Raw genomic sequence first — 13,951 nt, 5'->3', positions numbered from 1 at the left:
CCCTCCGAAGGGACCTGCTCAGTTGCTGCCGGCAGACGCGACCGATCCGGCCGAGGGTGCCGACGGCGGGGATGCCGGCGAGTCGACCGGCGCAGGTGCCGGCGGCGCGGGCGCCGGTGCGGGGGGTGCCGGTGCAGGGGGGACCGGCGTGGGGGCGCTCACCGCCGAGACGGGCGATGCGGGGGATGCCGGCGTCACCGGGGAAGCCGGCGACGGCGACGGGGAGGGCGACGACATGACGGATGCCGACGTGTCCGTTGCCCGCATCTGGACGGTGCCACTGTCGAGCACCGACCCCTTCGAGCCGACGACGGCCCCACCGGGAACGACGGCGCCGTCACCCGTGCGCAGGTCCATGTTCGCCGCGGTCGCCGCTGCGGCGCCGCCGACGAGCGTGAGACCCAGGGCACCCGCGACACCGTACGTGATCCACTTCTTCTTCTCAGGCATTTCCTTCTCCTTCCGACTCCGACGGGGGGTCGGACCCCGCCGGGACTCTTCCAGTGTCACGGCGAGCGGTAAGCCGTATCGAAGGAGTCCGTGAGACGCCTCTTAGGTTTCCGTGGCTGCCCGGAGAGGCTCGACGCGACCGAGCGAGACGTCGTCCGCTGCGCGCAGGAGGAGCTCGGCACGCTCCCGGTCACCGAGCTCCCACGCGCCGATCGCGTGGCCGAGGAGGTGTGTCGCGGCCCGGGCTCGGAGCCCGGAGCCGGCGGCATCCCATCGGCGAATCGCTCGATCGGCGAGTTCCCAGAGCCGCAGATCGCGGGGCGCAGGTGTCAAAAGGGCGCTCGCGATGGCGTGCGAGAGGAACGCGGCGGTGTCGTCGCTCGGCTCGCCGCGACCCGCCGTGTCGACGTCGATGACGCTCGACACCCGCAGGTCCGCGTCGAGGAACACCTGCCCGAAGTGCAGATCGCCGTGGATCGTGACGGCCGGCTCCTCGCCCCACGACGCGCGCGCTCGGGCGGCGATGCCGGCGGCGACGGGACGCCAGGCGTCGGGGAGGACGGTGTCCAGTCGGTCGGCGTACCACTCGAGGCGGCGAACGAGGTCCGTACGGGCGGAACGCTCGATCGAAGCCCGCGCGAGGCGGTCGCGGAGCGCGTCGACCTCGTCGAGGAGCCCGTCGGCCGTCCAGTCGGCGTCCTGCGCGGCGGTGCCGAAGGCGTGATCCCACACGACGAGGCCCGCGTCCGACCATCCACGGAGCGCCGGCACGGGCACCCCGGCGTCCGCGAGGGCACGGTGCGCGTCGACGATGGCCGACGTCCGGGACGGCAGGACCGCCTTGATCCACGCGAACGTGTCTCCGACAGGGACGCGCAGGACAGCGCGCCGACCCGGCCGGTACGCCACCATCTGCGGCATCCCGGTCGCCCGGACGCCGAGCCTGTCCAGCAGCGTCTCGGCCGCCTGCGAGAACGCGACGGCGGCGAGAGCGGGGAGGTACGGATCGGAGGGATGCAGCCAGATCCGCACCGACGGCTCCTCCGGCGTGCCGACGAGGAGGCCCGTCTCCTGCACCACTCGACGCGTCGACGTGTCGACGTAGTAGGTGAGGGAGCCGTCGACGGACGCGACGGAGAAGCCTGCCACCGACCCGCTACCGAGCGGCTCGCGACTCACGAGTGTGATCTCCGAAGCGGGGTCGAGCGCGAGCGCGTCGACGAGGAGCGCGCGCTCGGGCGGTGCGATGTACATCCTTCGATCACAGCACGGGAGAGCGTCCCGACCCATGAGATGTCTCTTATCAATCCGGTTCGTGCCCGATCAGACATCCATACTGAAATCGTGGAAAGGAGACGGGGAACGCGCGTACGACTTCCCGTCGTGTCCGTCCGCACGCGCCTCATCGCCGTCATCACGGTCGTCGCCGCCCTCGGCCTCATCGCCGTGGGTTTCGTCGTCTACGTCGAAGAACGCCAGCGCATCCTCGACCAGGTCGACGATCTCCTCGAGGCGAACCTCGCCTCGGCCCGCTACCTCGTCGAACAGGGCGACGGCGAGACGCTCGCGTGGGACGACGCGACGGCGGCGCTCGCAGCCGTCGTCCAGCGCGCGGCACCCGACGACAATACGGGCGTCATCGGTCTCGTCGACGGCCAGCCCCGTCTCGTCCCAGGGGTGCCCCTCGACGTCGACCTGCAGTCCGCCCCCGGTTTCGTCAGCCACGTCGTGAGCACCTCACGCGGCGCCGATCCCGTCATCGGCACGTATGCCGACGACGGAGTGACGTGGCGGTACCTCGCGATTCCGATCTCGGTCGACACGGATGCCGCACCCCCCGCGACCTTCGTGATCGCGTACGACGTCGAGGCCGAGCTCGCCGAGATCAACAGCGCCGCGCGCGTCTTCCTGATCGCCTCGCTCGTCACCCTCCTCCTCATCGCGGCCGCGGCGGCTCTCGTGACGACGCGGCTGCTGCGTCCGCTCCGTCAGATGCGTGAGACGGCGGAGCGCGTCTCCGCCCAATCGCTCTCCGAACGGCTGCCGATCGAGGGGCGCGACGACGTCTCGGAGCTCGCCCGCACGATGAACGAGATGCTCGACCGGCTCGACGAAGCGCTCGACTCGCAGCGACGGCTCCTGAGCGACGTCGGGCACGAGCTCAAGACACCGTTGACGATCGTGCGCGGTCACCTCGAAGTCGTCGACCCCGACGACTCCGCCGATGTGCGCGAGACGCGGGACCTCGTCGTGGACGAGCTCCAGCGCATGGCCGACCTCGTCCAGGATCTCGCGGCGGCGGCGGCCCTCCACGGCCCCGCTCCCGTGCGCCCCGTGCCGACCGACGTCGACGACCTCATGCGCCAGATCCTGCGCAAGGCCGAAGGCATCGACGGCGCGGATGCGGCGATGGGCACGCGTGCGGAGATCGTGACGTCGCTCGATCCGGGGCGCGTGACGCAAGCGGTCCTCCAGCTCGCCCAGAACGCCGTGACCCATGCCGGTGGCCGAATGGTGCTGTCCAGCCGCGTCGTCGGCGAACGGCTCGAGCTGTCCGTTCGCGACTTCGGGCCCGGAGTCGACGATGAGTCGAAGCCGCACGTGTTCGACCGCTTCCACCGCGGCGCCGACGCCGGCGAGCGCGCCGGCAGCGGCCTCGGCCTCAACATCGTGCAGGTCATCGCGCGGGCACACGGCGGCAGCGTCCGCGTCGTGGATGCCGAGGGCGGCGGCGCCGAGTTCGTGATCTCCCTCCCCCTCATCGGGGCGGCATCCCTCCCCCCGGGGCTCGTGATCCCCCCGCGCCCGCCGCTCCCGGTGGACGCGGCTTCCCCCCAGACCCCCGTCGGCGCAGCGGAGAGGCGGACGTGACGTGGCATCCATTCTGATCGCCGACGACGAAGCACGGATCTCGGGCTTCATCGACAAAGGACTGCGCGCAGCCGGGTACGCGACATCGGTCGCGACAACGGGGCCGCAAGCGCTCGATCTCGCGCTGAGCGGCGAGTTCGATCTGCTCGTCCTCGACGTCAATCTGCCGGGCATGGACGGATTCGCCGTGCTGGAGAACTTGCGGGGGTCGGGATCCACGATGCCCGTCATCATGCTGACGGCGCGCGTCGAGATCTCCGACACCGTGGCGGGGCTCGAGGGCGGTGCCGACGACTACCTCGGCAAACCCTTCCGCTTCGACGAGCTCGTCGCGCGTATCCGGTTGCGGATGCGGCGGGACACGGGGTCGACGACGACCGTGCTCTCGCACCGCGATCTCGTGCTGGACATCCGCACCCGCCGAGCCCATCTCGACGGAAGCGCCGTCGAACTGTCGGCGCGGGAGTTCGCCCTCGCCGAGGAGTTCGTGCGCAACGCCGGACAGGTGCTGAGCCGCGAGCAGCTCCTCAGCCGCGTCTGGGGCTTCGACTTCGATCCCGGCTCGAACGTCGTCGACGTCTACGTCGGGTACCTGCGGCAGAAGCTCGGCCAGGGACGCATCGAAACGGTGCGCGGAGTGGGCTACCGGCTCGTCTGACACGCGCTCGAAAGGCACTGGCGCGGGGGCCCGGCGAGGAGTACCGTCATCCCTCGGAGAGCCGGGAAGCCTGGTCGGCCCGCGACACAGCGGCAACCTCAGGCGACCATTCGGGCGCCTGGCTCGACCGGAGGAAGACCATGGGCTCTCCCCTCATCCACGTGCGCGATCTGCGCAAGAATTACGGCCGGACGGCGGCCCTCGACGGCTTCGACCTCGATGTCGCGGAGGGCGAAGTGCACGGCTTCCTCGGGCCGAACGGCGCGGGAAAGTCGACGACTCTCCGCATCCTGCTCGGACTCGCCCGCGCGAGCTCGGGAACAGCGACCGTCTTCGGCCGCGACCCGTGGCGCCACGCGACCGAGATCACCGCCGACATCGCCTACGTGCCCGGCGACGTCGCGCTCTGGCCGAACCTGACGGGCGGCGAGACGATCGATCTCCTCCTGCGTCTGCGGGGTGGCGGCTCGACGACCGAGCGGGAGCGACTCGTCGAGGAGTTCGACTTCGACCCCCGGAAGAAGGCCCGGACGTACTCGAAGGGCAACCGGCAGAAGGTTGCGCTGATCGCGGCGCTCGCGCGCCCCGCACGCCTCTACGTGCTCGATGAGCCGACGTCGGGGCTCGATCCACTCATGGAGGCGGCATTCCGGCGGGAGATCGACCGCGTGCGCGCGGGCGGGGCGACGGTGCTGCTGTCGAGCCACATCCTCAGCGAAGTGAGCCAACTGTGCGACCGCGTGACGATCATCCGCGACGGGCGCACCGTGCAGACCAGCACGATGGCCGAGATCACGGGATCGGGTGCGGAGTCGCTCGAGGAGCTCTTCCTCAGCCACTACACGAGGGACGCGTCGTGACCCGCGCTCTCGTTCGCGCTCAGCTGCGGCGCGAACGCTGGCTGCTGCCCATCTGGATGCTCGGGATCCTCGGTCTGCTCGCGGCGTCGGGCATCGCAGTCGCGCGTGAGTTCGGCGACGAGCAGGAGCGCATCGCCCTCGCTGCCGTCGCGGCGGGCAATCCGGCGTTCCTCTTCCTGCGTGGCCTTCCCGATGGAGCGGAGACCGGTGCGCTCGTCTTCTTCCAGACGTTCGCCTTCCTCGCGATCCTCACGGGCCTCATGAACACCTTCCTCGTCGTGCGCCACACCCGCGCCGATGAGGAACGCGGCCGTGCGGAGCTCATCGCGGCCACGCCCATCGCGCGCACTCTTCCGCTGAGGGTGACTCTCGGGATCGCGCTCGCTGCCGACGTCCTGCTCGCGGCAGGTGCCGCAGGGATCGGACTCGCTCTCGGCTACGAGCTGCGATCGGCCGTCGTCATGGCGGCGGCGATCGGGGCGATCGGTGTGTGCTTCGCCGGAATTGCCGCGCTCGCGGCGCAAGTGATGCCGAGTTCACGCGGCGCGAACGGGCTCGCGGCGGCGATCGTCGGAGTGGCCTATCTCATCCGCGGGATCGGGGACGCGCTCGGCACGGCGACCGATCTCACGTCGGTCTCGCCGTCCTGGATCTCCTTCCTCTCGCCCATCGGCTGGGCACAGGCGACCGCTCCCTTCTCATCGGCCGATCCGCTCCCGCTCCTCGCGGTCGTCGGCCTCGGCGCCGTGACCGGAGTCGCCGCGATCCTCGTCCGGGCCCGACGCGACCTCGGGGAGAGCCTCATCGCGGAGCGGACGGGTCGGCCCGTCTGGGCGCGGGCGTCGGCGGGTCGTCTCGCCGTGAGGATGCAGCGGGGGTCCACGATCGGCTGGGCTATCGGTGCCGGCATCCTCGGCCTCTTCGCGGGACTGCTCAGTCCGGTCGTCGCGGAGGCGGTAGCGGAGAACGACGCCCTCGCGGAGCTCATCGGACGCCTGTCGCCGGGGCTCGAGGTCGACACCGGTGCCGCGTTCACCGTCGCCCTCCTCGGGCTCAGCGCGACACTCGCCACAGCAGCGGGGGTCCAGGCGATGACCCGGATGCGTGCCGACGAGGCGGAGGGGCGCGCCGAGCTCCTGCTCTCGACCCCTCTCCCCCGCGGTGGATGGCTCGGACGACAGCTCGTGGTGGCGATCGGGGCGATGATCATCGTCGCGATCACGGGCGGATTCGCGGCCGGCATGAGCCTCGCCGCGACCGGTGGAGGCGCGGAGCGGATCCCCGAGTCACTCGCCGCCGTGGGCGTCTTCCTCCCCGCGGGGGCCGTCTTCGTGACGCTCACGGCGCTCGCGTTCGCCACGGTTCCCCGCGAGACGATCGCGCTCGGGTGGGGCCTCCTCGCCGTGGGCCTCGTCCTCGGCCAGTTCGGCGACCTCCTGGGTCTTCCCGAATGGCTGCAGGACGTCAGCCCTCTGCGGCATGTGCCGGCCGTGCCGATCGAGCCCATCGATCCGTGGGCGCTGGCACTGCCCCTCGCGGCCGCCGCCGTTTTCGCAGGCGGCGCCTTCGCACTACTGCGACGGCGCGACGTCCCCGCGTAGCCCTGCGGCCTCGGCATCCTCCGACTGCCCCTTGCGACGCTCTCTCAAATCGAGGATCGACACGATGAAGGCGATTCCGAGGAAAAGCGCGACCGACAGCATCCCGAACGCATACGCGTCGTGGTAGACGACGAGGTCGTCGTTCGCGCCCGTCTCGCGGTAGATCGTCGCGTAGAAGAGCGACAGCGCGACCGCCGTTCCGACCGCCGTGCCGATGCGCTGGCCGAGCTGACCGACCGAGCCCGCGACGCCACCCTGCTTGACGGGGATCTCGGCGAGAGTGAGCGTCTGGTTCGGAGCGATCACGAGGCCGCCGCCGAATCCGCCGATGACCATGACGCCCGCCATGACGTAGGGCGTCCACGCCGGGTCGGCGTACACCGCGGTGAGGACGAGGCCTCCGACACACGCGAGGATGCCGACGAGTCCCCACACGACGACGGGGCGGCCGTAGCGCCCGACGAGGTTTCCGCCGACCCACGACGCGATGGCGCTCGAGAGCGCGAACCCGATCGACACCATGCCCGCGTACACGGGCTCGAGCCCGAGGCCCGTCTGCAGGAACAGCGTCGTCGTGAGGAACAGCGCGGGGGCGGCGGCGAAGTAGGCGGCTTGGAGGATCGTGCCGTTGCGGTACGACGCGACTCGGAAGAGCGGGAGCGGCACGAGCGGAGAACCACCGCGGGCGGCGTAGCGGCGCTCCCACGCGAGGAACGCGGAGGCGAAGAGCGCGAAGACGACGAGAAGCCACCAGCGGGCCGGATTGTCGGTGGGGGCACCGGTCGTGAAGAGGAACGGCCACATGAACGCGACGACGGATGCGCCGAAGAGGAGCAAGCCCACGGGGTCGAGCTGGATGCGACGCGAAGACCGCGTGCGGGTCGCGGGGAGGAGCCACAGCACGAGGGCGATCGCGATGAGGCACAGCGGCACGTTCATCCAGAAGATGAGACGCCACCCGTCGGTCGGACCGCCGATCGCGATGAGGAGGCCCCCGAGCGTCGGACCGAACGCCGTCGCAACGCCGATCGTCGCGCCGAAGAGACCGAACGCGCGGCCGCGCTCCTTGCCCTGGAAGAGTTCCTGGGCCATTCCGAGCACTTGGGGCATCTGGATGCCGGCGGCGACGCCCTGCAGGAGTCGCGCGACGAGCAGCACCGTCGCATTCGGGGCGGTCGCGCAGAGGATGCTCGTGAGCGTGTAGAGCGAGAGTCCGATGACGAACAGCACGCGACGCGACCTCTGGTCGCCGAGGCGCCCCGCCGGCACGAGCGCGAGGCCGAAGGTGAGGACGAAGCCGGACACGATGAGCTGCAGCTCGGTCGATCCCGCGTCGAGGACCTCACCGATCGACGGCAGCGCGACGTTGACCTTCGTCAGGTCCATGATCGTGATGGCCGCGACGGCGACGCACACCCAGAATGCGCGCCAGCGCGCGGCACTCGATAGCGGGATCGCGGCGGTGGCCGGCGCAGCTGAGGAAGTCATCGGATTCAGGCTAACCCTCGTGCAGCCTCGGGGGTTTGCGACAATGATCCAGTGAAACTCCTCGTCGCCGCGCTCGACTCCGAATTGACCGCCTTCCCCGCCGACCTTCCCGGCTTCACCCGTCTGGTCACGGGACCGGGAAAGCTCAAGGCCGCCTACGCGCTGACGCGCGCTCTCGACGCCGCCGACTACGAAGAGATCCTCGTCGTCGGAACGGCCGGCGCGATCGATCCGGCACTCGAATCCGAGGTGTACGAGATCGCGGCCGCGATCCAGCACGATGTCGTCGATCTCGACGGCGTCGTGGGACAGCACATCTCACTCCCCGGCCGAGTGGACACGGCCCGCGACGGGGTCACGATCGCGACGGGCGACCACTTCGTCGACGGCGCCGAATCGGTCGAGGTGGTGCGGGGACTCGGTGCGGGCCTCGTCGACATGGAGACCTACGCCTACATCTGGGTGGCGCAGCAGTTCGGTGTCCCTATCCGCGTCCTGAAATCGGTGTCGGACCGGGCTCAGGACGATGCGATCACGGATTGGCGCGAAACGGTGGCCGCGTGCAGCGCGCAGCTGCGCGAGGTCGTCCGAGCCGAGTACGGCGTCTGACCGACGGGATGCCGCACGCCGCGGCATCCCGTGACGTCATTCCCGCCCGCGGGCGAAGACTCCGCGCAGGAGGAAGAACACGATGACGGCGACGACGGCGACGATCAGCAGCTTGAAGATGAACGCGAGCACCGAGAAGAGGATGTTCACGAGGAACCAGGCGATGACGATCGCGACGATGACGCCGAGGATCGTCCAGAGGGTGTTCTTGTTCATAGGGATAGCCTAGACACGCAGCGTGGTCGCTCGGAATCGTCGGGTCTGCGGACTCGCGGCGATCCGGCCGGGGCGCGTGTCCACCACGACGCCGAGCGAGGAAACATGTCCCACCCCGAAGAGCCCACCCCGAAGGGCACCACTCCGGTGCCCGATGAGTCGAGCGACGCGCAGCCCACGGCAGCGTATCCGCCGGTTCCCGAGATGCCCGCGGCGTATGCGACCGAGAATCCGGCGTACGGTCAGGACGACCAGCAGACGGCGGCCTACCCGCCGCCTGCCCCCCAGCCGACGGCGGCCTACCCGCAGTACGCGCCCCCGAGCGCGTACGCGCAGCAGCCCGCTCCGTACGGTTCCCCGGCCGCCGGGTACGCTGCCCCGACGCCGCAGCCCAGCGGCCCCGACACGCGGCCGAAGACGCTCGGATGGGTGTCCCTCGGACTCGCGATCCTCGGTGTCGTCCTCGCGTCGGTCGCTTTCATCCCCATGATGTGGGTATCCCTCGTGCTCGCCCTCGTCGGCGGTCTCCTCCTGCTCGTCGCGCTCATCCTCGGGATCGTGACGCTCGCGAACAAAAAGCAGGGCGGCAAGGGCTTCGGAATCGGTGCCATCGTCGTGTCCGTCCTCGGCAGCGGCGTATGGATCGGTGCGATCATCTGGTCGATCGTCATCATCGGCCTGGGGACAGCCGGCTGGGACTCGGGCTCGGAAGGTCTCCCTCCCGGAGTCGAACAGTCCGAGGGGGGATCCGCCACCGCCGGTGGTGAAGAGGCCTTCCTCGCCGAAGTCCGGCCCGAGCTGCTGACGCTGTTCCAGGAGATCGACCCGGCCATCACGCTCGAGCTGATGGAGACCGCCTTCCCCGACGATGCCCTCATCTCGATGGGCGAGGGCAGCCTCCTCGCGGGCGACGCCGGACGCGACGCGATGGTCGAGGTGCTCGCTCAGTCGAGCGGCGGTGCCTTCACACCCGAACAGGCAGCGGAGTTCTACGACGTCGTGCATTCGGCCGCGCAGGAGCACCTGGCCGACTGACGTCGACCGCCCGCGCGGGCATTACGCGTAGGCGGCGACCGCCTGCCGGATGACGCTCGGACCTTCGGGAGTCGCTTCGACGACGATGCCCGCCGGCAGGTCGGCCTGCATCGCCTCGACGTGGCTGATGACCCCGACGGTGCGCCCGCCGACGCGCAGCTCGTCGAGCGTGCGCATGGCGATGTCGAGGGTGTCGCGGTCGAGTGAACCGAAGCCCTCGTCGATGAAGAGCGTGTCGAGGCGCACGCCCCCCGCCTCGGCGGTGACGACCTGCGCGAGGCCCAGCGCCAGGGCGAGGGATGCAAGGAAGGTCTCGCCACCCGAGAGCGACTGCACGGGGCGCGAGTGGCCCGTGTGGAGGTCCATGACGGCGAGCCCGAGCCCGGACGCTCTGCCGTGCGCCGCGAGCGCGTCGGAGTGCTGGAGCAGATAGCGTCCGTCGGTCATCTCGGTGAGTCGCGTGTTGGCGGCGGCGACGATCTTCTCGAGTTCAGCGGCGAGCACGAAGGTCTCGAGATCCATCTTCTTCGTGTTGGGCGCGCGCCCCGCGACGGCGTTCGCGAGTTCCGTGATGACGGCGGCCTCGCCCGCGCGCTCGGCGATGAGGTCGTGTGCGGCGTCGGCCGCACCGGATGCCACCGCCAGCTGACCCGCATAGCCGCGGAGCCGCACGTGTCGATCGACCGCAGCCCGCCAGCGCTCCGTCGCCTCCGCGAGCTCGATCGCCGCGCCGATCGGGTCGATCGGCTCCTCTGGGAGCGCCTCGAGTTCGAGGTCCATGAGCGTTCCGCGGTGCGACACGAGATCGGCCTCGTGCTCACGCACCGTCGCGTCGAGGGCGGCCCGAGCGGCGTCGTCGCGGAGGGCTGCTCGCGCCGCGTCGCGATCGGCGAAGCTCGAGCGTTCGAGCGCGCTGTCGACCTCGCGCGTCGCGGCAGCCGCTGCCGCGCGCCGCTCCGACAGCGTGCTCTCGGCGGCGGCACGCCTGCGACCGAGAGCGAGGCGATGCGTCACGGCAGCGAGCCTCTCGGCAACCGACGGGTGGTCTCCACGAGCGCGCTCGACCTCGTCTGTCGCCGCCGCGAGGGCGTCCTGCGCGCGCACACGGGCCCTGTCAGCCGCCTGGAGTTCCAGATCGAGCGCCGCAAGCTCGTCTTCGATGACCGCGAGCCGGGCGACGGCGGCCGCACGGAGCGCCTCCTGCTCGTCGCGCTCGCGCGCTGCCGCATCCGCGTCGGACTCTTCCGCGAGAGCGAGGGCCAGCTCGTCTTCCGCCGCTGCGACGTCGAGCCCGCCCGCGCGCGCGGCGGCGTCGGCGTGCGCGGCGCGCGCCGACCGGAGCGCCACGGCTGCCGCGGCATCCGTCTCGATCGCCGCGTCCTTCGCCGCCGTCGCCGCATCGATGTCGTCCGGCGTGACGGGGTCGTCGCCACGCGCGGCCGGGAACGGATGCTCGACCGCTCCGCAGACCATGCAGGGTTCGCCGTCGACGAGGGTCTCGGCCAGCTCACCGGCGTGGTCGCGGAATCGGCGCTCGCGCAGGTCATCGAGCGTCGCGGAGGCCACCGTCAGCGCGCGACCCGCGGAAAGCGCCGCCGCCTCGGCCGCACGAAGCGAGTCGGCGAGCGTCGTCGCCTCACGAGCCGCGCCGAGGCGATGGTGACGCTCGGCGACCCGCGCTGTCGCCGCGTCGCGTCCTTCCGCCCGCGCTGCCGCCGCGGCGACCCGTTCGAGGTGACCCGCGATCGTCTCGGGGAGCGCCGCGCGGCGCGTCGCGTGCTCGTCACGGCGCGCAGCGATCCGCGCGAGGGCCGTGTCGGCCGTCGCGGCAGCATCGCGGAGTTCGGGCAGGGCTTCCTCGGCACGGAGTGCCTCGCCTAGCGCACCCGCTACGGCGGCGAGCTCGGCGATTCGGGCCTCGTGGTCGTCCGCCGCGCGCTCGCCCGCGGCGTGCCACGCCGCGCGGGCCGCCTCGACGGCAGCCTCGGCGTCGTCGGCGCTCACCGTCACCCGCTGCTCCGACGCGAGGATCCCGCGAAGGGCCTCGGCCTGCACGGCCTGAGCGAGCTCGGATCGAGCTCGCTCGATCTCGGGAATGCGTGCTTCGAGGGCGGCGAGACCCGCTCGCGCACGATCGCGACGCTCCTGACTTTCGCGCTGGCGTCGCACGAGCGCATACGTCGCGTCGGCGGCGTCACGCGCGTCGCGCAGGGCCCTCTCATCGGCGGCCGCGATCTCGCTCTCGTGGGCGGCGTGGAGACTCGCTGTTCCGATTGCCTCGCGACGCGCGTCTTCGTCGGCGTCGGGATCGACCTCGACACCGGCATCGACGAGAAGCTGCTCGGCCGTCTCGAGCTGCAGGAGGAGCGCGCGACGCTCGAACTCGAGGGTCTCCGCGACCTCCTTGCGTCGCGCGTCGAGCAGGGCTTCGTAGTCGCTGAAGCGATGAGAGCCGAAGAGCGTGCGAAGGAGCCGCTGACGGTCGTCGTTGCGCGCGTGCAGGAACTCGGCGAACCGGCCCTGCGCGAGGAGGATCACCTGCAGGAACTGCGCCTTCGTGACGCGCAGAACGTCGGCGAGCTCGTTCGCGACGTCGACGGAGCGGGCGGCGATGTCGACCCAGGCACCGTCGATGAACTCGCTCAGCCGTGCCTGCGCGGCGCTCACGGTCGTTCCCGTGCCGCTCTTCTTCGCGCGCTCGTAGGACGGCACGCGCTCGACCCGCAGACGGCGGTCTCCGTTCGTGAACTCCAGCACGACGCGGGTGGGCTCATCGAGTGCGGCATGATCGCTGCGGACGCGGCGGTCGCCGTCGTCGTAGCGCGGGATGTCGGCGTACAGCGCGAAGCAGATGGCGTCGAGGATGCTCGACTTGCCGGCACCCGTCTTTCCCGCGATCAGGAAGACGCCGTCGTGCGCGACGGCGTCGAAGTCGACGCACTGGCGATCGCGGAACGGACCGAACCCCTCGATCTCAAGCCGATGGATCTTCACGCGCTGAGCTCCGAGACGCGCGACGCCGAGATGACGTCGTCGATGAGCTCGCGCTCGCGCTCGCTCGGCCCGCGTCCGGCACGCACGTGCGCGAGGAACCGGGCGATGAGCTCCTGGTCGGTCTCGGCTCCCGCCACGCGCTCCGCGTAGGTCACGGCGTCACCCGCGTGACGCTTCGCGGGCGAGAGCTCGATCTTCGCGGCGTACGGGAACCGCGCGCGGAGCTTGCGCATGGGTTCGAGCTGCGGAGTGTCATCGGTCAGGACGGCACACACCCAGTCATCGACGTGGGCATCGTACTCCGCCGCGGTCAGGAGGTCATCGAGCCGACCCCGAAGCGTCACGAGCCGCCGCGGAACGGGGAGCTCGAGCCAGTCGACGGAGGCGACGCCCGCGGCATCCATCTCGACGAGCCACGACCCGCGGGGCTTGTCACCCTCGCTGAAGCTGTAGTGCACGGGAGCCCCCGCATAACGGATATGCGGGGCGAGCTGCTGACGCCCGTGGATGTGTCCCAGCGCGACATAGTCCGGCCCGTCGAAGACGGACAGCGGCACGATGTCGAGCCCGCCCTGCTGGATGTCGCGTTCGAGGAGCGGCGTCGCGCTCACGCCCGCGGCGAAGCAGTGGGCGACCGCGACGGAACGCCCCCCGCGCGTGCCGAGGTCGGCGCGCACGAGGCCCATCGCGTGGTCGAGGGTCTGCGCGTGCGTCCGGAGCTCGGCCTCGGGCCAGTGGTGACGCACCATCCCGGGCTCGAGGAAGGGGATGCCGTAGACGTGCACGGGTCCGTGCTCATCGGTGAACGTGACCGGTGTGCCGACCGAGAGAGGGTCCGTCACGACATGGATGCCCTCGCGCAGGAGCGCCGAGGTGAACCCGAGCCGAGCGGCGGAGTCGTGGTTTCCGCTCGTGACGACGACGGAGGCACCGGCATCGGCGATCGCGCCCAGCACGTCAGAGAGGAGCGTGTAGCAGGCGGCGGCCGGCACGGCGGAGTCGAAGACGTCGCCCGCGACGATGACGACGTCGACGTCGTTGTCGCGCACCTGACGCACGAGGGCACCGAGCACGGTCGACAGCGCGTCGAGCGTCGAGTTGCCGTGGAACGACCGCCCGATGTGCCAGTCCGAAGTGTGCAGGATGCGCATGCCACACACGGTAGGCGG

The 13,951-nt window shown here is 70.9% G+C and carries 11 protein-coding genes and 1 pseudogene; 6 read left to right on the top strand and 6 right to left on the bottom strand.

Annotated elements, in window-relative coordinates; all coding sequences use genetic code 11:
• Positions 1-18: 18 nt before the first annotated feature.
• The gene (locus FBY39_RS07115; protein ID WP_141931420.1) at positions 19-450 is read right to left on the bottom strand and encodes a hypothetical protein; all 432 of its coding nucleotides are present in this window, start codon (positions 448-450) and stop codon (positions 19-21) included.
• Between the two features lie 102 nt (positions 451-552).
• A complete protein-coding gene (locus FBY39_RS07110) occupies positions 553-1,704 on the bottom strand; it encodes a phosphotransferase (protein ID WP_141931418.1) in 1,152 nt (383 codons plus the stop codon).
• Between the two features lie 90 nt (positions 1,705-1,794).
• Between FBY39_RS07110 and FBY39_RS07105 the strand changes: the two genes are divergently transcribed.
• From FBY39_RS07105 to FBY39_RS07090, 4 genes and pseudogenes are all read left to right on the top strand, one after another.
• Positions 1,795-3,321 (top strand): HAMP domain-containing sensor histidine kinase, encoded by a 1,527-nt coding sequence (locus tag FBY39_RS07105; RefSeq protein ID WP_141931415.1) that lies wholly within the window; start codon positions 1,795-1,797, stop codon positions 3,319-3,321.
• A gap of 1 nt (position 3,322) precedes the next feature.
• Positions 3,323-3,979 (top strand): response regulator transcription factor, encoded by a 657-nt coding sequence (locus FBY39_RS07100; protein WP_141931413.1) that lies wholly within the window; start codon positions 3,323-3,325, stop codon positions 3,977-3,979.
• 140 nt (positions 3,980-4,119) lie between these two features.
• A pseudogene (locus FBY39_RS07095) lies at positions 4,120-4,773 on the top strand (ABC transporter ATP-binding protein); the annotation flags it as partial.
• 62 nt (positions 4,774-4,835) lie between these two features.
• Entirely contained in the window at positions 4,836-6,440 is a 1,605-nt protein-coding gene (locus FBY39_RS07090) for an ABC transporter permease (protein WP_141931409.1), read from the top strand.
• On the opposite strand, the gene FBY39_RS07085 is transcribed toward FBY39_RS07090, so the two are convergent.
• Positions 6,411-7,928: an MFS transporter gene (locus tag FBY39_RS07085; protein ID WP_141931408.1), complete on the bottom strand. Its 1,518-nt coding sequence runs from the start codon at positions 7,926-7,928 to the stop codon at positions 6,411-6,413. The two genes, FBY39_RS07090 and FBY39_RS07085, sit on opposite strands and share 30 nt — an antisense overlap.
• Before the next feature lie 51 nt (positions 7,929-7,979).
• On the opposite strand from FBY39_RS07085, the gene FBY39_RS07080 reads away from it, so the two are divergent.
• Positions 7,980-8,537 carry a nucleoside phosphorylase gene (locus FBY39_RS07080; protein WP_141931406.1) on the top strand — a complete coding sequence of 186 codons (558 nt, stop codon included), beginning with the start codon at positions 7,980-7,982 and terminating at the stop codon, positions 8,535-8,537.
• A gap of 36 nt (positions 8,538-8,573) precedes the next feature.
• Here FBY39_RS07080 and FBY39_RS07075 read toward each other — a convergent pair whose 3' ends face one another.
• Positions 8,574-8,753, bottom strand: a complete 180-nt coding sequence (locus FBY39_RS07075; protein ID WP_141931404.1) for a hypothetical protein — start codon at positions 8,751-8,753, stop codon at positions 8,574-8,576.
• 105 nt (positions 8,754-8,858) lie between these two features.
• Between FBY39_RS07075 and FBY39_RS07070 the strand changes: the two genes are divergently transcribed.
• Entirely contained in the window at positions 8,859-9,788 is a 930-nt protein-coding gene (locus FBY39_RS07070; RefSeq protein ID WP_141931402.1) for a hypothetical protein, read from the top strand.
• Between the two features lie 21 nt (positions 9,789-9,809).
• Here the strand turns inward: FBY39_RS07070 and FBY39_RS07065 are convergent, their stop codons facing one another.
• Both FBY39_RS07065 and FBY39_RS07060 read right to left on the bottom strand, forming a co-directional pair.
• A complete protein-coding gene (locus FBY39_RS07065) occupies positions 9,810-12,782 on the bottom strand; it encodes an AAA family ATPase (protein ID WP_141931400.1) in 2,973 nt (990 codons plus the stop codon).
• A complete protein-coding gene (locus FBY39_RS07060) occupies positions 12,779-13,933 on the bottom strand; it encodes an exonuclease SbcCD subunit D (protein ID WP_141931398.1) in 1,155 nt (384 codons plus the stop codon). Before FBY39_RS07060 ends, FBY39_RS07065 begins: the two co-directional genes overlap by 4 nt.
• Positions 13,934-13,951: the final 18 nt, after the last annotated feature.

This window comes from Microbacterium sp. SLBN-146 (assembly GCF_006715145.1).
Lineage (GTDB): Bacteria > Actinomycetota > Actinomycetes > Actinomycetales > Microbacteriaceae > Microbacterium.
The sequence above is the reverse complement of the archived record's forward strand: the minus strand, read 5'-3'. Positions and strand labels throughout refer to the sequence as shown.

Bases quoted from the DNA above. Each gene is read 5' to 3' on its own strand.
- FBY39_RS07110 (WP_141931418.1), bottom strand. From the start codon at position 1,704: ATGTACATCGCACCGCCCGAGCGCGCGCTCCTCGTCGACGCGCTCGCG.
- FBY39_RS07075 (WP_141931404.1), bottom strand. From the start codon at position 8,753: ATGAACAAGAACACCCTCTGGACGATCCTCGGCGTCATCGTCGCGATC.
- FBY39_RS07070 (WP_141931402.1), top strand. From the start codon at position 8,859: ATGTCCCACCCCGAAGAGCCCACCCCGAAGGGCACCACTCCGGTGCCC.
- FBY39_RS07085 (WP_141931408.1), bottom strand. From the start codon at position 7,928: ATGACTTCCTCAGCTGCGCCGGCCACCGCCGCGATCCCGCTATCGAGT.
- FBY39_RS07115 (WP_141931420.1), bottom strand. From the start codon at position 450: ATGCCTGAGAAGAAGAAGTGGATCACGTACGGTGTCGCGGGTGCCCTG.
- FBY39_RS07060 (WP_141931398.1), bottom strand. From the start codon at position 13,933: ATGCGCATCCTGCACACTTCGGACTGGCACATCGGGCGGTCGTTCCAC.